Below are 23,902 nucleotides of genomic sequence, written 5' to 3' on the forward strand. Positions count from 1 at the left end.
TTAAAGGCTGCTATTTTCCAAGATCGTCATTCCGGCAGGTAAACAGGCATGACGATCTTGTATAAAATATAGAATAGAAAAGTAGAATTAGGTTCTACGCTTGATCTTTACTGCGCATAAAGCAATCCAGCAACAAACATAACATGAGCCCAATTTAATTCACCAAGTTGGTGTTTCTAGCTCACGGTTAGCTCAAATGTCATATGCAAACAACATCCTCCATCAGAAGAGCAAATGACCAATTTCAAAGATAAAGCCAACCTGATATGGGAAGTAGCGGACTTACTGCGAGGCGATTATAAACAGTCCGACTACGGCAAAGTGATATTACCGATGACGGTTTTGCGCCGCCTCGATTGCGTATTGACACCGAATAAACAGAAAGTGCTCGATTACCTGCCTAAAGTTGAAAAATTCTCCGATAGCGCCAAAGACCTCACCTTAAATAAAATAGCCGGGGCGAATTTTCACAACCGCAGCCAGTTTGATTTCGCCAAACTGGTGGCAGCCCCCAACCATATCGCCGCCAACCTGCGCAATCACATCAACGGTTATTCCGCTTCAGCCCGCGAGATTATCGAATACTTTAATTTCGACGATCAAATTGAGCGCATGGATGATCCCAAGGCGGACATCCTATTCCAAGTCGTGAAAAAATTTGCCGAAATCGACCTGTCCGACATGGACACTATGCACATGGGCTATGTGTTCGAAGATCTGATCCGGCGTTTTGCCGAACAATCCAACGAGACCGCCGGAGAGCACTTTACGCCTAGGGAAGTGATCAAACTGATGGTCAACGTATTGTTCAACGCCGACAATCAAGCACTCACACAGCCCGGCATCGTCAAAACCCTGTACGACCCGGCCTGCGGCACCGGCGGCATGCTCTCGATCGGCGAACAACACCTGAAAGATTTTAATCCCAACGCGAAGCTGGAAGTCTTCGGCCAGGAAATCAACCCCGAATCCTACGCCATTTGCAAATCGGACATGCTGATCAAAGGGCAAAATCCCGCCAATATCAAATTCGGCAACACCTTTACCATCGATGGACTAAGGGATGAAAAATTCGACTACATGCTGTCCAATCCGCCTTTTGGCGTGGACTGGAAAAAAGCCCAGAAAATCATCACCGACGAACACGCCAACTTAGGCTACGCAGGCCGCTTCGGCGCGGGGCTGCCGCGTATCAACGACGGATCGCTGCTGTTTTTGCAGCACATGATCGCCAAAATGAAACCTCGAGAAGATGGCGGCAGCCGCATCGGCATTGTCTTTAACGGTTCGCCGCTGTTTACCGGCCAAGCCGGCAACGGCGAAAGCAACATCCGCCAATGGATCATCGAAAACGACTGGCTGGAAGCCATTATCGCCCTGCCCGACCAACTGTTTTACAACACCGGCATTTCCACCTACATCTGGATACTCAACAACCATAAAATCCCCGAGCGCAAAGGCAAAATCCAACTGATCAACGCCACTGGCGGCAAAGACGAAGAACAGGTAAAAGCCGGCAAGCGCGACAACAACCGTTTCTGGGAAAAAATGCCGCGCTCGCTGGGCAACAAGCGCAAGCAAATCCCCGAAAACGGCGACAGCAAAGGCATAGGCTTTATCACCAAACTCTACGGTGATTTTACCGAAAACGAATTCGTCAAAATCCTGCCCAACGAGTTCTTCGGCTACTGGCGGGTTACCGTCGAACAGCCGGAGAAAGACAACAACGGCAACATCATTAAGGGGCGCGACGGCAAGCCCAAAGCAGACAGCAGCCTGCGCGACTATGAAAACATCCCGTTTTTACAGAAAACCCGCGACGGCAAACTGATTCCGCAAAGCATCAAGGAATATTTTGAACGGGAAGTGAAACCGCACTTGCCCGAAGCCTGGATTGACGACAGCAAAACCAAAACCGGCTACGAAATCAACTTCACCAAATATTTCTACGAGTTCAAGCCTCTGCGTTCATTGGCCGAGATTAAAGCCGATATTTTGGCGCTGGAACAAAGCAGCCTGGAATTGGAAAAGCAGGTGTTGGAATGAACGAAGAAACTCAAAACATCATTATCTACAATACAACTGACGGCAAAGCCAGCGTCAAACTCTACGCCCAAGACGGCATGGTCTGGATGAGCCAAAACCAGTTGGCTGAACTTTTTGCCACCTCCAAGCAGAATATCGGTCAACATATCGCCAACATATTGAATGAAAACGAAATGTCCGAAAATTCAGTTGTAAAGAATTTCTTTACAACTGCCGCTGACGGCAAAGAATACCAAGTCGCCCACTACTCGCTGGAAATGATCCTTGCGATTGGTTTCAGGGTACGCAGTAAACGCGGCACCCAATTTCGCATTTGGGCCAACCGTAATTTAAGGGAATATATGATTAAAGGCTTTGTCATGGACGACGAACGCCTAAAAAAACCGGATGGCAGACCGGACTATTTTGACGAACTGCTGGAACGCATCCGCGACATTCGCGCTTCGGAAAAACGCTTTTACCAAAAAGTACGCGACCTGTTTGCCCTAAGCAGCGATTACGATCCCAGCGACAAAGCCACGCAAATGTTTTTTGCCGAAACCCAAAACAAACTTCTGTTTGCCGTCACCCGGCAAACTGCTGCGGAAATTATTGTCAACCGGGCCGATGCCGACAGGCCCAATATGGCGCTGACGAACTGGCAAAGCGGCGTAGTACGCAAGCAGGATATTTTTATCGCCAAAAATTATTTAAGCGAAGACGAAATTGATACGCTGAACCGTCTGGTCGTGATTTTCCTGGAAACTGCGGAACTGCGTGCTAAAAACCGCACCGGCCTGACCATGAACTTCTGGCAGGAAAACGTCGATAAAATCCTGACTTTTAACGACCAGCCCCTGCTAAGCGGAAAAGGCACGATCAGCCATGCGCAAATGGAAAAGAAGGTGCGCGAAATTTATGACGCTTTTGATAAAAAGCGCAAAGTGCAAGAAGCCGAACTAGCCGATCAAGATGACTTACAAGCCCTGCAACAACTGGCAGACGATATTAAACGGAGCGGTCAATAATGGAACGCTATGAGAACTATAAAGACAGTGGGGTTGAGTGGATTGGGGAGATTCCTGAGGGATGGGAGGTTAAGAAGCTAAAGTATGTAGCTAGTTTAAGAAGCGGCAATAATTTAACATCCGATCAAATTAAAAATAGCAGTGAATATCCAGTATATGGCGGTAACGGACTTCGTGGCTTCTATAATGAATTCACTCATGAAGGTAATTTTATTTTGATTGGTCGGCAGGGGGCGCTCTGCGGAAATATTAATTATGCAAGTGGAAAATTCTGGGCTACTGAGCACGCGGTTGTTGTTCAATCAGTACTTAACTATAAAATCAATTGGTTGGGTGAAGTATTGCGAACAATGAATCTGAATCAATTTTCGGTCGCTGCTGCGCAGCCTGGACTTGCAGTTGAAGCTATTTACAACTTATCCATTCCCTATCCCTCATTCCAAGAACAAACCGCCATTGCCAATTACCTTGACCGCAAGACGGCGGAGATTGATGCGCTGATTGCCCAAAAAGAACGTTTAATTGCGCTGTACGAGGAAGAAAAAACCGCCATTATCAATCAAGCCGTAACCCGAGGCGTTGATCCCAACGCCAAGCTAAAAGACAGTGGCATCGACTGGCTAGGCGAAATTCCTGATGAGTGGAAAGTTAAGAAACTGAAGTATGTAGCGATATTAAAAAGCGGCAACAATTTGACATCTGAAAACATTAATAATGGTAAGTATCCCGTGTATGGTGGTAATGGATTACGAGGCTATTACGATAAATTCACCCATAACGGTGACTTGATTTTAATAGGTCGTCAAGGTGCCCTTTGTGGGAATATTAACTATGCCAAAGGTAAATTCTGGGCTACAGATCATGCAGTTGTAGTTCAACCACGCATGAATTACAAAACCATTTGGCTTGGAGAAATGTTGAAAGCAATGAACTTAAATCAATATTCTGTTGCCGCCGCACAACCTGGGCTTGCAGTTGAAGCAATTTGTAACCTGTCAGTTCCATACCCGCCACTAGAAGAACAAACTGCCATCGTTCGCCACATCGAAACCGAATCCGCCCGCATCGATGCCAAAATCGCCAAAACCCAACGCATCATAGAGCTACAAAAAGAATACCGCGCCGCGCTGATTTCCGAAGTAGTAACGGGCAAAATCAAGGTCTCGCATCTGGCAGATAGAGAGTCGGACTTATGACGTTATGTGTAGCCTGGATTCGCCAAGCCAATGGAACCGAAGAATTGGTGTTTGCGACGGATAGCACGCTGACAGGCGGAGAAAAATGGGACCACGGCATCAAGCTTTTTGAGCTTCCGCGCAAGGATTGTTTACTGAGCTTCGCCGGTAGTACCGCAAGAGCCTATCCACTGATTCTGAACCTTGTTTCATCTATTAGCTTTGACAAATACCTGGATTCACCGTCAACCAATATTGAAGAAGTTTTAAAACATATTACTGAGTTATTTACTGACTTAATTAGAAAAATCGTCAAAGAAGTAATTTCTGAAGACATTCACGAATTACGAAATGCCGCTCGTTTTGTTTTCGGCGGATGGGACTGGCAGCGCGGATTATTTCGTGTATGGGAATTGTTCTATTCAAAGGAAGTGGAAGGCTTTCTATTCAAGGAAATTACGGACGATGGGACTAAAACCCGCTTTTATACTTTCATAGGTGATGCCCAGCAAGACGACTTCAGTGAACAAACGAAAAAGCGCTTTCAACAACTATTGATAGACGAAGACAAATTGGATTCCAAGCTGGATATGGAACCGTTGAAGTTACTGCGGGAGATTGCTTTAGATTCGAGTATTCGCGCAGTTGGAGGAAGCTTGCAAATAGCTAAAGTTTACAAATCCAGCCGCACCGAATTTTTTGGTATTACTTGGCCTTCCAGCGATTCACCACCCTATTTTCAAGGCAGAAAATATAATCAAGCCTCTAAACCACCCGTGCGTTACCTAAATCCGGACACTTTTGAAATTATGGACATGGATTTGCCTCGCACGATCAAGCTTGATGATGAGGAAATTTATGGTTCCCACATAGATTTTGTACGCGAATGCTATCCAAACGGCGAAGTAAGCGAAACTATATCGGAACGGGACAGGCTCAGGATAAAGAGCATTCTAAAAGAAGTTGCTTACACCCAGTTTCTGCAACGTCAACAAAGTATTGGAGAGGAGCTTGAAGAATGAGCGAACTAACGCCAAACAATGCCTCCCAATTCATCATTTATCAAACCGAAGGCGGCCAAACCAAAATTGAGGTGCGGCTGGAAAACGAAACGGTTTGGCTGACGCAACAGTTAATGGCCGATCTTTTCCAAACCAGTAAACAGAACATTAGCCACCACATTAATCGTATTTACGAAGAAGGCGAGTTAGCGCCGGAAGCAACTGTCAAAAATTATTTGACAGTTCGACAGGAAGGCAAGCGCCAAGTGAATCGGCCTCTCGATTATTACAATCTGGATATGATTATTTCCGTGGGCTATCGAGTGAAAAGCCATGTCGCAACCAAATTCCGTATCTGGGCGACACAGCACTTGCAAGAATACATCATCAAAGGCTTTGTATTGGATGACGAACGCCTAAAAAATCCGGATCAGCCGTTCGATTATTTCGACGAACTGCTTAAACGCATTCAGGATATTCGCACTTCGGAAAAGCGTTTTTACCAAAAGATTACCGATATTTACGCAACCAGCGTCGATTACGATCCCACCCTGGACGCCAGCATTACTTTTTTTAAAACGGTACAAAACAAATTGCATTGGGCAATTACCGGCCAGACCGCAGCCGAAATCATTAAAGCGCGGGCCAATGCCGAATCTCCGAATATGGGACTGACTAATTTTCGCGGCGAAAAAGTCCGTAAACAAGACGTCGTCATAGCCAAAAACTATCTGGATGGAAACGAATTATCGGCATTGAACAACCTAGTGGAACAATATCTGGTCTTTGCCGAAGGCCAGGCAATGCGCCGTATCCCTATGACCATGCAAGACTGGACCAAAAAGCTGGACGGTTTTTTAGGACTGAATGACCGGGAAATTTTAACCCATGCCGGAAAAGTCTCTCAGCAGTTGGCTAAACAGATTGCCGAGCAGGAATATGATAAGTTTCATCAATGGCGGATACAGCAAACCAACCAACAAGATGGCGCTTTCGAAAAACTCATCAATCAATTAGCCAAAAGCAAAAGCCCACACAATAAGGATTCAAAATGAACATCACATCGGAAAACACCTTCGAAACGGCGATTATTGAATCCTTATTGCAAACAGGCGGTTACACTGAAGGCAATGCCGACGGCTACAGTCCGGAACTGGGTATGTTCAAAGCCGAAGTATTAAGCTTTCTACGAGACAGCCAGCCCAAGCAATGGAACAAACTCGCTGCCATTCACGGCGACGACATAGAAAACCGCCTTATCCAGCGCTTATATAAGGAAATGGACTTGCGCGGCGCACTGGACGTGATCCGCAACGGCATTGTCGATTACGGCGTGCGTTTTAAGCTGGCGTTTTTTGAACCGGAATCAGGCTTGAACCCGGATACCCTCGCGTTGTACGAACAAAACCGGCTGAAAGTGATTCGTCAGGTTTATTACAGCAAGAAGAATAAAAATTCGGTGGATTTGGTTTTGTCGCTAAACGGTTTGCCGGTGGCGACGCTGGAGCTGAAAAACCGCTTTACAGGGCAAAATACGGCTCATGCCAAAAGGCAATATGCCACCACCCGCGATAATAAAGAGCTGTTGTTTACTTTTAAAAAACGCGCCTTGGTGCATTTTGCCGTCGATGATGAGGAGGTTTACATGACCACTCGAATCGACAGCAGCCAAACCTATTGGCTGCCTTTTAACAAAGGCCATAACTTTGGCTCAGGCAATCCTCCAAATCTGTCAGGCTATCGCAGCGATTACCTGTGGCGGGACATCCTAAAAAAAGACAGCTGGCTGGAGATCATAGGCCGTTTTGTCCACTTACAGGTCGAAGAATTCAATTTTGAGGGCCGCGCCCATAAGAAAGAAAAATTGATTTTCCCACGCTTCCACCAGTTGGATGCGGTTCATAAAATCACCGCTCACGCGCTAATTCACGGCGCGGGACATAATTATCTGGTGCAACATTCGGCAGGTTCTGGCAAGAGCAATTCCATTGCTTGGCTCGCTTACCGTTTGTCCAGCCTGCACGATGCACAGGATCAACGCATTTTTGACAGCGTCATCGTGGTCACGGATCGGCGGGTACTGGACTCGCAATTGCAGAATACTATTTATCAATTTGAGCATAAATCGGGCGTGGTCCAGCGCATCGATAAAGACTCCCAGCAATTAGCCGACGCCATTAGCGGCGGCAGCCATATTATTATCACCACCTTGCAGAAATTCCCTTTTGTCGTCGACAAGGTGGGCGAGCTGCCTAAGCGCAAATACGCCGTCATTATCGATGAAGCCCACAGCTCGCAAGGCGGCGAAGCCAGCAAAAAAATGAAGGCAGTGCTGGCTGGCGGGGAGTCGGAAGTCAAGGAGCCTTACCCTGAATACGATAACGATGACGGCGAAGTCGTCGATACGCAGGAACTGGTGAATCGGTATGTGGAACGTTCCGCCGCGGCTCGAGGGCGCCAACCCAATCTGTCTTTCTTCGCTTTTACCGCTACGCCGAAATATAGAACGTTAACGGTATTCGGGTATAAGGATGCGGAAGGCAAACCTGGGCCTTTTCATCTTTATTCCATGCGCCAGGCGATTGAGGAAAGTTTTATCCTGGATGTATTGCAGAACTACACCACTTATCAACTGTATTTCAAGCTGTCCAAAGCCATTGAAGACGATCCGAAAATCAATAAGAAAAAGGCGGCCAAAGCAATCGGGCGTTTTGTTTCGTTACATCCGTACAATCTGGCTCAAAAAACCGAAATCATTATTGAGCATTTCCGCCAAGTGGTCGCCGCTAAAATAGGCGGAAGGGCCAAAGCTATGCTGGTGTCCGGCTCCAGGCTGCACGCCAAGCGCTATTTCGAGGAGTTCAATCGCTACATCAAAGAAAAAGGCTACGAGCAAAATATCAAAATTCTGGTGGCTTTTTCCGGCAAGGTGACTGACGACAATTTCCCTGACGGGGTAACAGAGCCGCAACTGACCGGTTTTGGCGAAAAAGAGCTGCCGCAAGTATTTGCCGAGGATGAATATAAAATCCTGATTGTCGCCGACAAATACCAAACAGGATTTGATCAACCTCTGCTCCATACTATGTATGTAGATAAAAAGCTATCCGGCGTTAAGGCAGTGCAAACACTGTCGCGCTTGAACCGGACCGCTCCCGGAAAAGAGGACACGTTTGTACTGGATTTTGTCAATGACAGGCAAACTATTCTTGATGCTTTCCAGCCCTACTATGAAATCACCACGGTTAATGAAGAGCCCGATCCCAACCATTTATATGACTTAAAAGCCAAACTGGATGAACGGCAAATTTACTTAAGTTCTGAAATCGATGCGTTTGCCAAAGTCTATTTCAACCCGACCACGCAAATAACCGCCCGAACACAAGCACTGCTTTACAGTTTTATCGATCCGGCAATTGATCGCTTTAAGGCCGTAGAAACAGACGATGAAAAGGAAGAGTTTAAAAAAAGCCTACGCACCTGGACAAATCTGTACGCTTTTCTTGCCCAGATTATGCCCTTCCGCGAGCCTGACTTTGAAAAGTTTTATGCTTACGCCAAACTGCTGCTAACCAAACTGCCTAAACGCGACTTGGCCGAAACCATGAAACTGACGGATGAAATAGCAATGGAATATTACCGCCTGCAAAAAATCAAGGACGGCTCCATTGATTTAATCACTGGGGAAGAAGGCGAACTGGATGGATTAACCGAGGCCGGAATTAAACGCGCTAAGGAAGAGAAAGCAGCTTTATCGGAAATCATCGATGTACTGAACGACCGCTTCGGCACCGAATTTGAAGAGGCGGACCGTCTTTTCTTTTCCCAGATCGAAGCCGAATTGGTCGGCGATGCTACCCTGCAAATTCAGGCTAAAGTTAACAAACTGGATACGTTTAAATACGCCTTTGAAGCTATGTTTATTGATAAGCTGATTGAGCGGATGGATCAAAACCAGGAGATTTTTGAAAAAATACTTGAAAACCAGTCTTTTGGTGGCTTAGTAAAAGAATTGATGATGAAAAAAGTGTATGTAAGGCTAAATGAAGAAGCGGAACATCGCACGTAACCCTGCCGTAGTCGACAGATGCAGCAACCGTACTGACCAAGTCAACCTAATAAGAGATCTACTTGCTAATTGGGGCCACGCTCGTCGATAAATTACATAACGCCTTGCCATTAATCTAAGCTGCTAAAATCTCGTCATCCTTTAAAAAAAACCACACCTGCCGATAACCCAATCAAGGAAAATAATTGCCGGTTTGTTGACATCTCTTTCCAACACCGACAAAGAGAAACAAATCAACATACTGTTATATAAAACAATTTTTAAACCGGCACTGTTTATGCTCTATGCAAATTGAAATTAATTCAATTGTTTTAGGAATGCCGCCATGACAACACAAAACACAAATACAGCAGATTCATCCTGGACAATATTTATCGAAATCTTAAGCGATGAATTTACCGCAAAAACAGGATTCGGGGTCTATGCCCATATCACACCGGTGGATGTCGACCAGGCTTACCGGCAATATCAACTCCGCAACGCACCAATGCGGCTATTCGTCCGTGAATATGTCAAACATTATGCTTAACGCTCAGCAAATTTTGTCCAGCGCAAACGATTGGCGTTGCTGACAACCGTCACCGAAGACAACGCCATCGCCGCGCCGGCAATCATCGGGTTTAACAGTACGCCGAACAGCGGATACAACAAACCCGCCGCAACCGGAATGCTGATCGTGTTATAGAAAAACGCTCCAAGCAGGTTTTGTTTGATATTGACAACCGTCGCTTTGGATAATTCAATGGCTTCCGGAACTTTCAGCAAGGAACCTTGCAGGATAACCACATCGGCGCTTTCTATCGCAACATCGGTGCCGGTGCCGATCGCAAAACCAACATTCGCCTGAGCCAACGCCGGCGCATCGTTAATACCGTCGCCAACCATGCCGACAATTTCGCCGGCTTGTTGCAGCTCTTTAACCACCTCGGCCTTATCTTGAGGCAATACCTGCGCCCGCACTTCGGTAATACCGGCCTGCTTGGCAATGGCTTGAGCGGTTATTGGATTGTCGCCGGTCACCATGATGATGCGCACATCCTGATTTTTTAACAGTTGCACAGCGTGCGCCGAATCTTTTTTAATCGGATCGGAAACGGCAATAATGCCGGTTATTTTGTTATCGACAGCCAGCAGCATCGGCGTTTGTCCCGAAGCAGCCAATTTTTCCAGCCTATCGTTAAAGCGTGTAAAGCTAACGCCTTGCTGATCCATCAACGCTTTATTGCCGAACAGTACGCGCTGTTCGTTAATCGTTGCCATCACGCCATGACCTGCGACCGCAACAAACTGCTTAACTTTTTCTAGCTTGATTTGCTTATCTTCGGCTGCCGATAGAATCGCCGACGCCAACGGATGTTCCGAACCGGACTCGATACTTGCCGCTAATTGCAACACCTGTTCTTCGCTAATCTCGCCAACGGTTTCAATAACGGACACTGTCGGCTTGCCTTCGGTTACGGTGCCGGTCTTATCGAGTATTAAGCAGGTTAATTTTCCGGCTGTTTGCAAGGCTTCGCCCTTACGAATCAGAATCCCCGATTGCGCAGCCCTACCCACCACAACCATCACCGAAATCGGCGTTGCCAAGCCCAACGCGCAAGGACAAGCGATAACCAGCACCGTCATCGACGTAACAAAAGCGTAACCCAGTGAAGGCTCGGGACCGAAAATATACCAGATCATAAAAGTCAGCATTGAAACCGCAACCACAGCCGGTACGAAAACGCTGGAAATTTTATCCGCCAGACGGGCAATCTCCGGTTTGCTGCTTTGCGCCTGCCGGACACTTTTAATGATTTGCGCCAACGCGGTATCGCGGCCGATGCGGGTCGCGGTAAACAGGAAGCTTCCCGCTTGGTTCATGGTTCCGCCAGCCACTTCCGCGCCGACGGTTTTTTCTACCGGCAACGGCTCACCGGTCAGCATCGACTCGTCAACCGTCGAATGGCCTTCCAGCAATACGCCGTCAACGGGGATTTTTTCGCCGGGCCTGACCCTGATCGTTTCTCCCAACCCGACTTGCTCGATAGCAATATCGGTTTCCTCGCCATTCCTGATCACCCTCGCCGTACGCGGCTGCAAACCGATCAACTGACGGATTGCGCTGGAAGTTTTGCCTCGGGCCAATGTTTCCAAACCGGAACCCAGGTTAATAAAAGCCAGGATCATCACCGCAGCTTCAAAATAAGCATGTTTTGCCAAGGACGGCAGGGTTTGGTAATAATCGATCACAATACAGGAATATAACCACGCCGAGCCTGTGCCCAGGGCAATCAGCGTATCCATATTCGCCTGGCCGAGCGTTAACGATTTATACGCGCCGCTGTAAAAATGCCAACCTGAATAGAACAGTACGCTGACGGTGATAAGGGCGATTTCCGGCCATACCCATAGCCCTGCCGGTGAACCGATTTCCGGCAACCAGCCGAGATGTTCGGCTGCCATCAGCGCCAGTCCGAACGCTCCCGCCACGGCAGCTTTTTTCATCAGTCCACGGTAGCGCTGCAACTCTTGCGCTTCTTGTTCGGAAGGATCTTCAAAACCCTCCATCACTGCGGCATCGAAGCCGGCCTCCTTAACAGCCTGCTTTAGCTGTTCAGGATCGGCCTGTCCTTTAACCACGGCGGAATGATCGGCGAAGTTGACGCTAACCGAAGTGACTCCTTCCACCTCCGCCAGGGCGCCTTCAACGGCGCTGACGCACCCGGCGCAACGCATACCTAAAATGGACAGCCGTGTCTCGTCGGAAGTTTTCGTAGTCATAAAATCCTCTTATTACGATGTTTCGACGGTAAAACCCGCACCGGTGATAGCCTCGGTAATTTCATCCAGGCTGGTTTTTTCAGCATCGAATTCAACCTCGACTTCTTTATTTTTACTTGACGCGTTAACCGATAATACGCCGTCGATTTCTTTCAGTTTATTCGTTACATTAGCTTCACAACCACCGCATTTCATACCGGTGACGTTTAACAATACAGATTCAGTCATTTCAATCTCCTTAATGTTGACAAAGAGCCGCGCTGCAACGTCTCTACAATGAAGCAAGCATTTATATCACACTCGACTGATAGTCGGTAATCATGGTATAAATTCAGCAATATTTAAGGTTGTACTTACGTTCTGAGCTGTTACTCGGACAAATCCCGCCTAACAACAATCTAAATTTAATATCTATCTTAAGCAATTCAAATGTCAGACATTATAATTGGGCGTCAACAGATCTTTGATCGAAAACTGGACATCTACGCCTATGAACTTCTTTTTAGAGGTAACGACTTCGACTTAAACCACAAAGATGGCGCCACACAAGCAACTAATCAAGTCATCACCGACACCATATTAGAGCTTGGGCTCAACACGATAGTAGGCCCTCACAGGGCCTTTATTAACTTTACAACCCAAAACATTCTGGACAAAACGCCTTTACACTTGCCTAAAGACCGGATTGTTATCGAAGTTCTCGAAAATGTTGAAATTGACGAAAGAATCGTTGCCAATTTAAAAGAACTATCGCAACTAGGCTACATCATTGCCCTGGATGATTTTGTATTTACTGATGAATGGCGGCCATTGGTTGAGTTTGCCGACATCATTAAGCTTGATGTGTTGGCAATGGGAGAAGCCGGAACGCGAGAACTGGTTAATCGCCTTAAAGCCTACAAGGTGCAACTGCTTGCGGAAAAAGTGGAAACTTACGCCGAGTATCAATACCTGCTCGAACTGGGCTGCGATTATTTTCAGGGGTTCTTTTTCAATAAACCTAACACCGTTTCAGGTAAACGCGTCAGCGTCAATCAAGCAGCCGCGATTGAATTGTTAAGCACGGTTAATAACCCGGATGTTGAATTTGAAGACCTGACCAAGATAATATCCCTGGACGTAGGGCTCAGCTATAAACTGTTGCACTATATAAACTCAGCATTTTTCTCGTTACCCAATAAAGTTTCATCGATCAGCCATGCTATTTCTTATCTGGGACTAAAAGAAGTCAAACGTTGGATAAACATATTGACGCTGGCTTCGTTATCCGACAAACCGGAAGCAGTCATGCAAAATGCGTTGATCCGCGGCAAAATGTGTGAAGAACTGGCCGACCTGAGCGGCAATAAATCGGACAACTTTTTCCTGATCGGCATATTATCCAGCCTCGATAGCTTGCTGGATATGTCGCTGGATGACGCGCTGAGCCAGTTGCCTTTGGCCGATGATATTGTTTCCTCCATCCTGTACAAAAAAGGTTTGGGCGGAGAAGCACTTAAATGCGTTATTAGTTATGAACATTGGGATTTTTCATCAATATCGTTTAAAGGTATTGATCAATCCATTATCGGCGATACTTATATCCACAGTATCAACTGGGCAAAAGATATTATGAGCAATATAAAATAGCTATGTCGCTAAATACCATTACCAACCAAACTATAGCACTTGCGGGCATTGCCCAGGCCGCGGCACTGGTACAGCAACTGGCAACAGACGGTAGCGCCGACTCGTCAGCCCTTGAGGCCAGCATCGCCAGTCTTTTTACCAATGACGAGCATGGAGTAGAAAATGTTTACGGAGGATTACCAAGCCTTAGACTGGGTATTGAACAGCTTAACAATCAAATGAGCGGCCTGACAATAGCCAATCCCGAACAAGCGCGTTACGCCGCTTCACTGGTTTTTCTGGAAAACCAGCTATCGAAACAACCGGCCATGCTGAAAACCATCTTTGCCGGAATCGAACGCGCCCAGGCACAATCCGAACATTTCGGCCTACTGCATGAAAATGTGCTGGCAAATCTCGGCAACATTTATCACACCACGATCAGCACCATGCAACCTAGAATCATGGTTAACGGCGAACAGGAATATTTATCCAGGCCCGACATTGTCAATAAAATACGCGCGTGCCTGCTGGCCGGAATACGTGCCGCAATCCTTTGGAAGCATTGCGGCGGCGCGCGTTGGAAATTCCTGTTTTACCGTAAAAAAATTCAGGCCGAATTACAAATCCTGCAGCAGCGAATTTAACGGATTGCATGACTACTCTTATCGAAGCCGACCGTCTAAGCCGCTATTACGGCAGCCATTGTGCCGTTAAGGATGTCAGTTTTACGCTAGCCAAAGGCGAAGTCCTCGGCTTTTTAGGCGCCAACGGCGCCGGCAAAACCACCACGATGCAAATGCTGTGCGGCAACCTGGCGCCCAGTGCCGGACAAATCAAAATCAACGGTTTCGACTTATTGGACCAGCCCAAAGCCGCCAAACTGAATCTCGGCTATTTGCCCGACACGCCGCCTTTATACAAAGAACTTACCGTGCAGGAATTCCTGCTCTATTGCGCGCAGTTGCACGGCATCGCCAAGAATTCGGTCGCTGATGCGATCAAGCGTGCACAAGAGCGTTGCGGTTTAACCGATGTCGCCGGCCGGTTGATCGCTAATTTATCGAAAGGTTTCCAGCAACGCGTCGGCATTGCTCAAGCTATTTTGCATAATCCGGAAGTCATCGTGCTTGATGAGCCGACAGTCGGCCTCGACCCGATTCAAATCCGCGAAATCCGCGCCCTAATCCGGGAACTGGGACAGGATCACGGCGTCATCCTCTCTACCCATATACTGACGGAAGTGCAGGAATCCTGCACTCACGTACAAATCATCGATCAAGGCCGGCTGATCTTCAATGAAACCATAGCCGGACTCAATCGGCAAATGGATACCGGCACGCTGCAAATTACCACCCGGCTGGCGCCTGATATTGAAAACCTGTTGAAAATCCCCGGCATCAGTTCTATCGAAAATATCACCGAAAACCGGATCAAAATCCACCATAGCGTAACCGCTAACCCGGCAGAACAGATTGCCGAATACATCATTACCGCCGGCTGGGGCTTACAGGAACTAACGCCGGTAAAACGCTCAATGGAAGATATTTTTATCAGCTTGACTAAAGAACATCGCGAGTTATGAGCGCGATTTGTAACTTACTGTTCAGTACGCAGAAAAATGGAACACGGATGGCGCGGATAAACACGGATTTAGAAACGCTAACAAACAGGGAGTCGATTAAAAATCCGTTTAAATCCGTCCTATCCCTGTCATACGCGTTCTATTAAGCATACGCTGAACAGTTACACTTCTTGCAGGTTACCTATTCATTATGATTTTAACCATTGCCTCCCGTGAATTCAGAACGCTCTTCCTGTCCCCGATGGCCTGGACGATACTGGCTATTTTGCAATTTATCCTGGCCTTCCTGTTTTTAACGCAAGTTGAAGCTTTCGCCGAGCTCCAACCCAAACTGGCGACGATTGAAGGCGCTCCGGGCCTGACCGACATTATCGTGCCGCCGTTATTCGGCAACGCGGGCATTATTCTGCTGCTGGTCACGCCGCTGTTAACGATGCGCTTGATTTGCGAAGAACGACGTAATAAAACCTTATCCCTGCTGCTTTCAGCACCAATCTCCAATATCGACGTTATTCTCGGCAAGTATTTCGGCATTCTCGGGCTGCTGCTGCTGATCATTGCGCTGATTACGCTGATGCCGCTGTCGTTGCTGTCCGGCGCCGAGCTGGACCTGGGCAAATTATTCGCGAATATCCTGGGCTTGCTGCTGCTGGTTAGCGCGTTTACCGCCATCGGCCTGTTTATGTCTTGTATTGCAGGTCATCCCACCATCGCGGCAATGGGCGCTTTCGGCATGTTATTGCTGTTATGGATTTTAGATTGGTCGGCCGGCATGAGCGACCAACGAAGCGAACTGTTCGCATACTTATCGATGCTGAAACACTTCCAGAATGTTCAAAGCGGCCTGATCAGCTCCGCCGATATCGGCTATTTCCTGTTGTTTATCATAACCTTCATCACTCTCAGCATTCGCAGCCTCGATAACGACCGTCTACAAAAATGAGAATATCGCCGCATAAACATCAGCAAATCCGCTTAAAAAACTGGAGTATCACTCTGGCTATTTTATGTTTGGTCGGCGCACTGGCCTGGCTGAGCAACCGCTATAGCGCTGAAGCCGACATTACCCGGAACAGCAGCAACAGCTTGTCGCAAGCCTCGCAAAAACTGCTGGGCTCGCTGCCGGACCAAATACACCTGACCGCCTATATTAAAAAAGACCCCGGCCTAAGAAGCCAGATTACGCAATTGGTCGACCGCTATAAGCGCCGTAAAGCCGACCTGACCCTGACTTTTGTAGACCCTGACTCGCAACCGGAGAAAATCCGGGAACTAAATATAGACGCAACAGGCGCTGTTATTGTCGAGTACCAAACCCGCACTGAAAAACTGAACTTTATCGACGAATCGTCGCTAACCAACGCACTCTTGCAACTGGCGAATGCGAACGAACGCTGGATCACGTTCCTGAGCGGCCACGGCGAACGCGCTGCCGACGGCATCGCCAATTTCGACTTCGGACAGTTCGGCAAAGAGCTGGATCGCCGTAAAATCAAGGCTCAATCGATCAATCTCGCTACAGTGCCGGCCATTCCCGACAACTCCGCGTTGCTGGTACTGAGCGCCCCCTCCGTACCGTTACTGGCAGGCGAAATCGAATTAATCAAAGGCTATATCCGTCAAGGCGGCAATCTGCTGTTACTGACCGATCCGGCCAACCATAACCTGGAAGAATTGCTACAGGTTTTAGGACTGCGCCAACTGCCCGGAACGCTGGTGGACAGCAATTCCAAGCTTTACGGCATTAACGACCCCAGTTTCGTAGTCACCGGCGACTATCCGCCGCATCAAATTACCCAAGGCTTCCAGACCATCACCGTCTATCCGGTGACCGCCGCGCTGGAAATCAGCGAGGAAACGGATTATCACCCCGTCGCATTGATGAAAAGCGGTGCAAAATCATGGACCGAAACCGGCCCGGTCGCAGGAAAAATCCTGTTTGACGCCGACGGCGATGAAAAGCAAGGCCCGTTTGCTTTTGCTTATTCCTTGACCCGGCCTTCTGCAAATTCAAAACAGGCTCAGGAGCAGCGCATCGTCGTAATCGGCGACGGCGACTTTCTCTCCAACGCCTATCTCGGCAATGTCGGCAATTTGGATATGGGCTTGAGGATGATCAATTGGCTGATCCACGACGACCGCTTTATCGACATCCCGGCCAAAATCGCAAGCGATAAAAACCTGCAATTAAGCCAAATAGGCGTTGCCGTTATCGGCTTCGGCTTTTTGATTGTGATTCCAGTTCTGCTGCTAGGTAGCGGCTTTTATATCTGGCGCAAACGCAGGCAACGCTAATAAAGAATTCGTCACGAAGGCACGAAGTTTTCAATGCGTTTACTTTTCTTCGTGTACCTTCCGTGTCTTCGTGGTGAAAAATACTTTTAGCGTAATTTGGATAATACTTTCACAGCCATCAGCGTTCCAACTCACCCATTAAGCCAGAAACACAAAAATAAACGCAATTGAATAGCTCAGCGTACCGAAAAACATCGGGTCGTTTAAAAACCGTTTAAACATACCTGTCAGTATAGCGCCGCCCAAAAGATAAAAAGGGAAAACAAAGATAGTAGTCAAGTGACCGATGTCTCCGGGAATGTAGTAAAAAACAAACGTATCGAGGAAAAAATTGCTGGATACATTGACGAACATTTCCAGCAGCAACGCATCTACGGACAACAAGAAAGCGAAAATATATTCTTCATATTTAAGTTCAAAGGAGCGAATTTTTTTATGAACAAAATATAGATGGTAACCATAAAGCGACCACTGGAAAAACGCAAAAATCGAAGTATCGCCATAATGTACAGGTGTTACATGGTATATCCAGAGCGGCGAGTCGAAGACAGCCCGGCAAAAACTGTTGATAGCGACCTCGCTAATGCCCCCTATCATCGCGAGCACTCCACACCACATGAACAGCTCTCTAATATTAACCTTCGTTGATCTATCGGCGATAGCAAGGCCGGCTATATAAACAGCGGCAACCAAATACAGGAAAAAAAGGACAAGTTTTGTATCCATAAGGCAGTTCTATAAACGAGAGTGTAAAAAATTCCGCGCAAACCGCCGCAAAGAAATCTCCGGCGGATAACTCTCATCAAGAATCATAAACTGTGATTTAAAGCTGAGCGGCTTATCCGCTCAAACGAAACTTACGCCCTTTGCGCATAAGACAAACTTAAGCTGCCTGTTCGATAGCCAAATCATGGTTAATTGGCAGATTTAGCTTTGTAGAACCCGAACTCATCCTTGGTGAGATGGAAGACGCAGAAATTGCGTTAGTTCTAAGAGACAAATGAATGACACCAAGACCACGCTTCCCCATACAAAGCGTTTTCGCGTCAATTCATTCTTTGATGATTGTTTTAAATAACATTTTTATTATGTATAAAGCTGAGTTGAGCAGGCTTGTCCGCTCAAACCCTACTTATTCCCTTCGGGTATAAAAAAAGCCCACATAAAGTGGGCTTCGTCCTATTTTTGTTTTTTTATTTTTATATGGACTAACTACCTAAAACGGCAGCCTAATTTGTTGCGTTTATTATTGTTGTTTTACGGTGATTACCGTTCACAATTTCTTCCTCATAATTAAGAGAACAATTTTTTCAAACCGTCTCTACCTCTTTCAAGGTGCGCGCATTTTATTGGATAAAAAACGTATTGTCCAGAAAAAGTGCGACAGTTTGTCGCAGATTAAATATCCGGATCGAAATTAGACTTTGCAGCCAAGATAACCAACTGTATTTGCAAGCATTTCATCTTAAACCGCAGGGCGCAATGGCTGTATCTTGCGCCCTACAGTTGCTCCAAACAGCTCTTCCTTCAACGGCCGGGATAGCTCATGAAGCAAAAACCAACATTAAATGCCGTTTGGGTAATCGTAGCTGTAATGCTTGCGTAATGGTTTAACGACTTCCCATTGGCTATCCAGGCCCGCGTGGAACGACACTAAATCGCCGGGCAAGATGCGTACCGGCTCTCCGTCGGCCGGCGTTACCAGAATTTCGCCTTCCAAAACATAGGCGCATTCGGTTTCATCAAAATCTATCGGAAACTTTGAAACTTCTTTTTCCCAGATTTCCCAGTTAGATACGCCTAATTCTTTTAACCGCTCTTCGCTAGGATTATGCTCGATGGTAATTTTGCTCATGTTATTCCTAAAAATTAAAATTGTTGAGCCGGCGATTCTATCATCAGGCTTGCCTTCGCGCTATTTACCTCAACCCGACCAGTTTGGAATATCGAGCACAAACAACCAGCCTGCCGCCTTAGCCGCTAGCCTTCGCCTGTGCCGAAGCCAAAGTTTTGCGTAGCTCGGTTTCGCATTGTTCCAGTTGCGCGACCGCTTCCCGGCGCATCTTCTTGCCTTGATCGGCAATTTGCAGGCTTTCCTCTATCGTCGCAATCAGCGCTTCGTTGGCTTTTTTAACCGTTTCGATATCGAACACGCCGCGCTCTAACTGTTTGCAGGTTTCGGCGTTCGCTTGCTTCAAACTCTCGGCATTCGCGGCCAGCAGCTCATTGGTCAGGTCGGTCGCGGCCTTGACCGTCTCCGCTGCCTGCGAGGAACGATAGATCGTCACCGCCGTCGCCAACTGCTGGCGCCACAGCGGCACGGTGTTGACAATGGTCGAGTTGATCTTGTTGACCAAGCCTTTATCGTTTTCCTGCACCAGCCGAATACCCGGCAGGCTTTGCATCGCCACCTGCCGGGTCAGGCGCAGGTCATGCACGCGCCGCTCCAGGTCGTCGCGGACAGCGCGCAGATCGCGCAGGTTTTGCGCGGCGATAACTTCGTTAGCCGTGTCGGCCCGCCTCGCCTGCTCTGGAATAACCGCCTCATCGAGTTGCCGCAATTTCTCTTCGCCGGCGGCAATATAATCCTCAAGCGTATGAAAATACTCCAAGTTGGCCTGGTAAAGACGGTCCAGCGAGGTGATGTCGGTCAACAGATGGATTTTGTGCCGCTCCAACTTGTCGGTGATCATATCGATCTGTTTCCGCACTTCTTCATATTGCTGCAAAAACTTGACGATAGGCTTGGTCTTGCCGAGCAAGCGCCCGAACAAACCCTGTTTTTTATTCGGGTCCAGGTTATCGATTTCAAAACCGCGCAAAGTCGCAACCATGTCGTTCAAGTCTTCTCCGGCCGGGCCGATTTCCTTATTCTTAACGCCTTCCAGCATGCGATCGGAAATTGTCGTCAACTGTTCCTGGGCTTTGCTGCCGAAAAAAAGGATCGATTGGCTATTTCCGATGTCAATTTCATTCAGCAGTTTATTAATGAGCTGCCGCCTCTCCGCCGGCGCCTCGGCAAGCGGGGCCATTTCGGCTTTGACGCCGGGGACGATTTCCTTATCGGACAAACTGGCTGTGCGCTGTTCACTCATATTTGAATCCTCGGTAAGGAAACAACATCAAAGAATGCCTTCCTGTTTGAGCTGCGTGTTTAAAACTTCGATTTTTACGTCCAGATCAAAAACATCTTCTTCCAGTAATTTTTGCCGTTGCTCCTGGAATACCGTTTCGATCGTATTCAACACATTGCGGAAATTCTGTTCCAATTCCCCCGAATGGGTTTGCTGGTGGGTTTTAGCGTAACCTTGCGTTACTTGCAGGACGCCGTCCAGGTAAACATTAAGAAACTTGCGCGCACGCCGGAAGTCGCGCGGATCGGCGGCAATTTCCGCCAGGATAGTGTCGGCAACTTTACAGATACGCTCGATGCGCCGGTTTAATTCGGTATTTCGAATGCGTTCGTTAGCCTGCTCGATATTGCGGATGATCCGCGACGAACCTTCAAGGGCTTTTTGGATTTCATCGCCCGAATAACCGTAGGCAGCGATAATTTTCTTGCTATCGCGCGGATCGAAACCATAGCTCAGATACATGCCCAAAAAAGCCGCTCCGGCAAACAGCAGCGCGACCGGCAACGGTTGTCCCGCGCCCAGCCAGGCTATCATTCCGGTCGTCAACGCGGTAATGACGGCGGCGATTGTTTTTAACGGTTTTGGCGGCGGACTGGCGATCCGGCTCTTCTCGTAAACATACTCGGCTTGCAGTCCCCGGCGTACGCACCAGGCGGCCAGCATGTAAAACGTAAAACCGGCGGCATTGACCAACACATCCAGCACATGGCCTTTCCCCAACGCGATAAACGTCGCCGGAATCAGCGCGACAGGCAGGAAATACAGCAACAAGCCTCGCGGAGAATAAGGCTGTAAGGCATCCAACGCGGACTGTTTGAAGTTTTCGAACAGGCTCATTGCGTTACCTGCTGACGGCTGGCTGAACCGGATGGCTCTGCATTTACCAGCGATTGGCAGGTTGCAAGACCTATTGTTGCAACCAATATGATAAAACCGAGCAAGCTGCGTAATAGTCCGGGCATCGTTTTCATCTCCTATCAATATTACTTGTAACTATTCAGCGTATTCTCAATAGAACACGGATGACACGGACAGGACGGATTTACACGGATTTTTAGTTCGAATCCGGTTTGTTTGTGTTTTTATACCCAAAAAGCATAAGTAGGATTTGAGCAGACAAGCTGCCCAACTCAGCTTTAAATCCGTGTGTATCCGCTTAATCCGTGTCATCTGTATTCCATTTTCTATATGCTGAATAGTTACTATTAATTAAGCCGTCAATTTATTGAATGCACTTCTCAACATTTCCTGCGCAACGTAACCAATTCTTCAGCAGCAGTCGGATGCACGCCGAGAGTAGTATCGAAAACCGCCTTCGTCGCGCCGGCGCGCATCGCAACAGCCATACCCTGGATAATTTCAGGAGCGTCAGGCCCTGCCATATGTATACCGACGACCTGACCGGTACCGGGCACCACTATCATCTTGATCAAGAATTTTTCATCGATGCCTGTCAGGGTATTTCTCATCGGTGTGAACCGGGCCTTATAAATATCAATGTCTGAATATTTTTCGCGCGCCTGCGCTTCGGTCAAACCGACAGTGCCGATATTAGGCTGGCAGAAAACAGCCGTGGGAACAGTCTCGTAATCGACGATTCTTGATCGGTCACCGTATAATTTATTGGCTAAAGCCGTGCCCTCGGCCAACGCTACCGGAGTTAGGCTAACCCGGTTAGTGACGTCGCCCAATGCGTAGACAGACGGCACATTGGTTTGATAGTCGGCATTCACTTTAATAGCGCGCTGGCTGTCCAATTCAACGCCAAGGCCTTCGAGCCCGAACCCGGTTGAATTCGGCATTCTGCCGGTAGCGTACATAACCAGCTGGGTGTTTATTTTGCTGCCATCGATAAACCGTGCGGTAAAGCAATCGGCTGTGCTTTCAACGGCTTCAATGTCGGTATTCAGCAGCACATTAATCCCTTTCCTGGCCAGCTCGTTGGTTAAAAAATCTCGTAAATCCTCATCAAAACCGCGAAGCAGTTTATGCCCCCGATGACAAAGCGTCGTACGAACGCCAAAGCTATGAAAAATGCTGGCGAATTCCACCGCAATGTAACCGCCGCCGACAATAACGATACTTTTGGGTAACCGCTTTAGAAAAAACATCTCGTTCGAGGTCGCGATATATTGCTTGCCGTGCATATCGGGGACGGACGGCCAGCCGCCGGTTGCGATTACGATGCGCTCGGCAGTGTATTTCGCGCCATCGACAACGACAGTATGGGCATCGAGCAAATTTGCCCTGCCGGTAATAATCTCGGCTCCCGACTGCTGCAACTGGTTGCCGTAAATAGCTTGCAACCGCCCTATTTCCTGGTTTTTGTTGGCGATCAAACTGGGCCAATTGAAAGTGGACTTACCCACCGTCCAGCCAAAACCGGCTGCCGCCTGGAAATGCTCTTTGAATTGAGAGGCATAGACCAATAATTTTTTGGGCACGCAGCCCACATTGACGCAGGTGCCGCCTAAATAGCGTTCCTCGGCAATAGCGACTTTTACACCGTAATCCGCCGCCGTGCGCGCTGTTCGCATACCTCCCGAACCTGCGCCAATCACAAACAGATCGTAGTTGTACTGAGCCATTAACGTTACCCGGCTATAAAATCAGGTTTATTTGTTGTGTTGCAAATAATCCAGCATCGTATCGACATCACTGATCACAAATGGATCGTCGGGGCAATTGTCAGCCATGCCCGGCTCGCTGAATAGCTTGATAATCTTTTTATCATCCACCAGCATCGAATAACGCCAGGAGCGGTAGCCAAACCCCAGGTTCTCTTTTTTCGCCATCATCCCCAGTCCACGGGTAAAATCGCCGTTGCCGTCAGGCAGCATTTTTACGTGTTTGATGCCCAGGTGTTGGCTCCATTGATACATAACAAAGGCGTCATTCACACTCACGCAATAAACCTCATCAATACCCAAATCGATCAGTTGCCGGTATTTGGCATCGTAGCCCGGCAAATGCCGGTTTGAGCAGGTCGGCGTAAAAGCGCCCGGAAGCCCGATAACGACAACTCTTTTACCTTTAAAAATATCGTCGGTACTGACGTCCTGCCAGCGAAAAGGATTATCGCCAGCGACGCTTTCGTCCCGAACGCGGGTTTTAAAGATTACTTCAGGCACAGTTGTAAGCATGTTGAAACTCCTTTGAGTTAGTAAGTAACAAGGAGATTAAAAGCTAACACTTGATGCTTTAGGTACCGCCTATCGG

At 47.8% G+C, this 23,902-nt stretch carries 21 protein-coding genes; 12 read left to right on the forward strand and 9 right to left on the reverse strand.

Annotated features, from left to right (window positions below; translation table 11 throughout):
* Positions 1-234 precede the first annotated feature (234 nt).
* The 7 genes from EKO24_RS02140 (at position 235) to EKO24_RS02170 (ending at position 9,827) form a co-directional block, all read left to right on the forward strand.
* On the forward strand, positions 235-2,046 hold the full coding sequence (locus tag EKO24_RS02140; RefSeq protein WP_127027062.1) for a type I restriction-modification system subunit M: 1,812 nt from the start codon (positions 235-237) through the stop codon (positions 2,044-2,046).
* Complete coding sequence (locus EKO24_RS02145; protein ID WP_127027063.1) at positions 2,043-3,053, forward strand: virulence RhuM family protein; 1,011 nt, start codon at positions 2,043-2,045, stop codon at positions 3,051-3,053. The genes EKO24_RS02140 and EKO24_RS02145 overlap by 4 nt, the downstream gene beginning before the upstream one ends.
* Positions 3,053-4,249: a restriction endonuclease subunit S gene (locus EKO24_RS02150; RefSeq protein ID WP_127027064.1), complete on the forward strand. Its 1,197-nt coding sequence runs from the start codon at positions 3,053-3,055 to the stop codon at positions 4,247-4,249. The genes EKO24_RS02145 and EKO24_RS02150 overlap by 1 nt, the downstream gene beginning before the upstream one ends.
* The gene (locus tag EKO24_RS02155) at positions 4,246-5,250 is read left to right on the forward strand and encodes a hypothetical protein (protein WP_127027065.1); all 1,005 of its coding nucleotides are present in this window, start codon (positions 4,246-4,248) and stop codon (positions 5,248-5,250) included. The genes EKO24_RS02150 and EKO24_RS02155 overlap by 4 nt, the downstream gene beginning before the upstream one ends.
* A complete protein-coding gene (locus EKO24_RS02160) occupies positions 5,247-6,284 on the forward strand; it encodes a virulence RhuM family protein (protein ID WP_127027066.1) in 1,038 nt (345 codons plus the stop codon). Before EKO24_RS02155 ends, EKO24_RS02160 begins: the two co-directional genes overlap by 4 nt.
* Positions 6,281-9,298 carry a type I restriction endonuclease subunit R gene (locus EKO24_RS02165; RefSeq protein WP_127027067.1) on the forward strand — a complete coding sequence of 1,006 codons (3,018 nt, stop codon included), beginning with the start codon at positions 6,281-6,283 and terminating at the stop codon, positions 9,296-9,298. The genes EKO24_RS02160 and EKO24_RS02165 overlap by 4 nt, the downstream gene beginning before the upstream one ends.
* Positions 9,299-9,623: 325 nt before the next feature.
* Entirely contained in the window at positions 9,624-9,827 is a 204-nt protein-coding gene (locus EKO24_RS02170; RefSeq protein WP_127027068.1) for a hypothetical protein, read from the forward strand.
* On the opposite strand, the gene EKO24_RS02175 is transcribed toward EKO24_RS02170, so the two are convergent.
* Positions 9,824-12,061: a heavy metal translocating P-type ATPase gene (locus tag EKO24_RS02175; protein ID WP_127027069.1), complete on the reverse strand. Its 2,238-nt coding sequence runs from the start codon at positions 12,059-12,061 to the stop codon at positions 9,824-9,826. The two genes, EKO24_RS02170 and EKO24_RS02175, sit on opposite strands and share 4 nt — an antisense overlap.
* A 12-nt stretch (positions 12,062-12,073) precedes the next feature.
* A complete protein-coding gene (locus EKO24_RS02180) occupies positions 12,074-12,289 on the reverse strand; it encodes a heavy-metal-associated domain-containing protein (protein ID WP_127027070.1) in 216 nt (71 codons plus the stop codon).
* Between the two features lie 201 nt (positions 12,290-12,490).
* Between EKO24_RS02180 and EKO24_RS02185 the strand changes: the two genes are divergently transcribed.
* From EKO24_RS02185 to EKO24_RS02205, 5 genes are all read left to right on the forward strand, one after another.
* Positions 12,491-13,690, forward strand: coding sequence for an EAL and HDOD domain-containing protein (locus tag EKO24_RS02185; protein ID WP_127027071.1), 1,200 nt, complete (start codon positions 12,491-12,493; stop codon positions 13,688-13,690).
* A 2-nt stretch (positions 13,691-13,692) separates the two neighbouring features.
* Positions 13,693-14,316 (forward strand): high frequency lysogenization protein HflD, encoded by a 624-nt coding sequence (gene hflD / locus EKO24_RS02190; protein WP_127027072.1) that lies wholly within the window; start codon positions 13,693-13,695, stop codon positions 14,314-14,316.
* An 8-nt stretch (positions 14,317-14,324) separates the two neighbouring features.
* Positions 14,325-15,254 carry an ABC transporter ATP-binding protein gene (locus EKO24_RS02195; protein WP_127027073.1) on the forward strand — a complete coding sequence of 310 codons (930 nt, stop codon included), beginning with the start codon at positions 14,325-14,327 and terminating at the stop codon, positions 15,252-15,254.
* 190 nt (positions 15,255-15,444) lie between these two features.
* Positions 15,445-16,197 (forward strand): ABC transporter permease, encoded by a 753-nt coding sequence (locus EKO24_RS02200; protein ID WP_196239985.1) that lies wholly within the window; start codon positions 15,445-15,447, stop codon positions 16,195-16,197.
* Complete coding sequence (locus EKO24_RS02205) at positions 16,194-17,549, forward strand: GldG family protein (protein WP_127027075.1); 1,356 nt, start codon at positions 16,194-16,196, stop codon at positions 17,547-17,549. Before EKO24_RS02200 ends, EKO24_RS02205 begins: the two co-directional genes overlap by 4 nt.
* 138 nt (positions 17,550-17,687) lie before the next feature.
* Here EKO24_RS02205 and EKO24_RS02210 read toward each other — a convergent pair whose 3' ends face one another.
* The 7 genes from EKO24_RS02210 to EKO24_RS02235 all read right to left on the reverse strand — a co-directional run bounded on the left by EKO24_RS02210 (position 17,688) and on the right by EKO24_RS02235 (position 23,826).
* Positions 17,688-18,275, reverse strand: a complete 588-nt coding sequence (locus EKO24_RS02210; protein WP_127027076.1) for a hypothetical protein — start codon at positions 18,273-18,275, stop codon at positions 17,688-17,690.
* 838 nt (positions 18,276-19,113) lie between these two features.
* Positions 19,114-19,404: a cupin domain-containing protein gene (locus tag EKO24_RS02215; RefSeq protein WP_127027077.1), complete on the reverse strand. Its 291-nt coding sequence runs from the start codon at positions 19,402-19,404 to the stop codon at positions 19,114-19,116.
* Between the two features lie 118 nt (positions 19,405-19,522).
* On the reverse strand, positions 19,523-20,644 hold the full coding sequence (locus EKO24_RS02220; RefSeq protein WP_127027078.1) for a toxic anion resistance protein: 1,122 nt from the start codon (positions 20,642-20,644) through the stop codon (positions 19,523-19,525).
* Positions 20,645-20,671: 27 nt separating this feature from the next.
* The gene (locus tag EKO24_RS02225; protein WP_127027079.1) at positions 20,672-21,520 is read right to left on the reverse strand and encodes a 5-bromo-4-chloroindolyl phosphate hydrolysis family protein; all 849 of its coding nucleotides are present in this window, start codon (positions 21,518-21,520) and stop codon (positions 20,672-20,674) included.
* Complete coding sequence (locus EKO24_RS23375; RefSeq protein WP_277752482.1) at positions 21,517-21,645, reverse strand: hypothetical protein; 129 nt, start codon at positions 21,643-21,645, stop codon at positions 21,517-21,519. The genes EKO24_RS02225 and EKO24_RS23375 overlap by 4 nt, the downstream gene beginning before the upstream one ends.
* 276 nt (positions 21,646-21,921) lie before the next feature.
* Complete coding sequence (gorA, locus tag EKO24_RS02230; RefSeq protein ID WP_127027080.1) at positions 21,922-23,271, reverse strand: glutathione-disulfide reductase; 1,350 nt, start codon at positions 23,269-23,271, stop codon at positions 21,922-21,924.
* 27 nt (positions 23,272-23,298) lie between these two features.
* Positions 23,299-23,826, reverse strand: coding sequence for a peroxiredoxin (locus tag EKO24_RS02235; protein ID WP_127027081.1), 528 nt, complete (start codon positions 23,824-23,826; stop codon positions 23,299-23,301).
* Positions 23,827-23,902: the final 76 nt, after the last annotated feature.

Source organism: Candidatus Methylobacter oryzae (assembly GCF_003994235.2).
Taxonomy (GTDB): domain Bacteria; phylum Pseudomonadota; class Gammaproteobacteria; order Methylococcales; family Methylomonadaceae; genus Methylobacter_A; species Methylobacter_A oryzae.

Coding starts and splice junctions, on each gene's coding strand:
- EKO24_RS02140 (WP_127027062.1), top strand. CDS start 235: ATGACCAATTTCAAAGATAAAGCCAACCTGATATGGGAAGTAGCGGAC.
- EKO24_RS02145 (WP_127027063.1), top strand. CDS start 2,043: ATGAACGAAGAAACTCAAAACATCATTATCTACAATACAACTGACGGC.
- EKO24_RS02150 (WP_127027064.1), top strand. CDS start 3,053: ATGGAACGCTATGAGAACTATAAAGACAGTGGGGTTGAGTGGATTGGG.
- EKO24_RS02155 (WP_127027065.1), top strand. CDS start 4,246: ATGACGTTATGTGTAGCCTGGATTCGCCAAGCCAATGGAACCGAAGAA.
- EKO24_RS02160 (WP_127027066.1), top strand. CDS start 5,247: ATGAGCGAACTAACGCCAAACAATGCCTCCCAATTCATCATTTATCAA.
- EKO24_RS02165 (WP_127027067.1), top strand. CDS start 6,281: ATGAACATCACATCGGAAAACACCTTCGAAACGGCGATTATTGAATCC.
- EKO24_RS02170 (WP_127027068.1), top strand. CDS start 9,624: ATGACAACACAAAACACAAATACAGCAGATTCATCCTGGACAATATTT.
- EKO24_RS02175 (WP_127027069.1), bottom strand. CDS start 12,061: ATGACTACGAAAACTTCCGACGAGACACGGCTGTCCATTTTAGGTATG.
- EKO24_RS02180 (WP_127027070.1), bottom strand. CDS start 12,289: ATGACTGAATCTGTATTGTTAAACGTCACCGGTATGAAATGCGGTGGT.
- EKO24_RS02185 (WP_127027071.1), top strand. CDS start 12,491: ATGTCAGACATTATAATTGGGCGTCAACAGATCTTTGATCGAAAACTG.
- hflD (WP_127027072.1), top strand. CDS start 13,693: ATGTCGCTAAATACCATTACCAACCAAACTATAGCACTTGCGGGCATT.
- EKO24_RS02195 (WP_127027073.1), top strand. CDS start 14,325: ATGACTACTCTTATCGAAGCCGACCGTCTAAGCCGCTATTACGGCAGC.
- EKO24_RS02200 (WP_196239985.1), top strand. CDS start 15,445: ATGATTTTAACCATTGCCTCCCGTGAATTCAGAACGCTCTTCCTGTCC.
- EKO24_RS02205 (WP_127027075.1), top strand. CDS start 16,194: ATGAGAATATCGCCGCATAAACATCAGCAAATCCGCTTAAAAAACTGG.
- EKO24_RS02210 (WP_127027076.1), bottom strand. CDS start 18,275: ATGGATACAAAACTTGTCCTTTTTTTCCTGTATTTGGTTGCCGCTGTT.
- EKO24_RS02215 (WP_127027077.1), bottom strand. CDS start 19,404: ATGAGCAAAATTACCATCGAGCATAATCCTAGCGAAGAGCGGTTAAAA.
- EKO24_RS02220 (WP_127027078.1), bottom strand. CDS start 20,644: ATGAGTGAACAGCGCACAGCCAGTTTGTCCGATAAGGAAATCGTCCCC.
- EKO24_RS02225 (WP_127027079.1), bottom strand. CDS start 21,520: ATGAGCCTGTTCGAAAACTTCAAACAGTCCGCGTTGGATGCCTTACAG.
- EKO24_RS23375 (WP_277752482.1), bottom strand. CDS start 21,645: ATGCCCGGACTATTACGCAGCTTGCTCGGTTTTATCATATTGGTTGCA.
- gorA (WP_127027080.1), bottom strand. CDS start 23,271: ATGGCTCAGTACAACTACGATCTGTTTGTGATTGGCGCAGGTTCGGGA.
- EKO24_RS02235 (WP_127027081.1), bottom strand. CDS start 23,826: ATGCTTACAACTGTGCCTGAAGTAATCTTTAAAACCCGCGTTCGGGAC.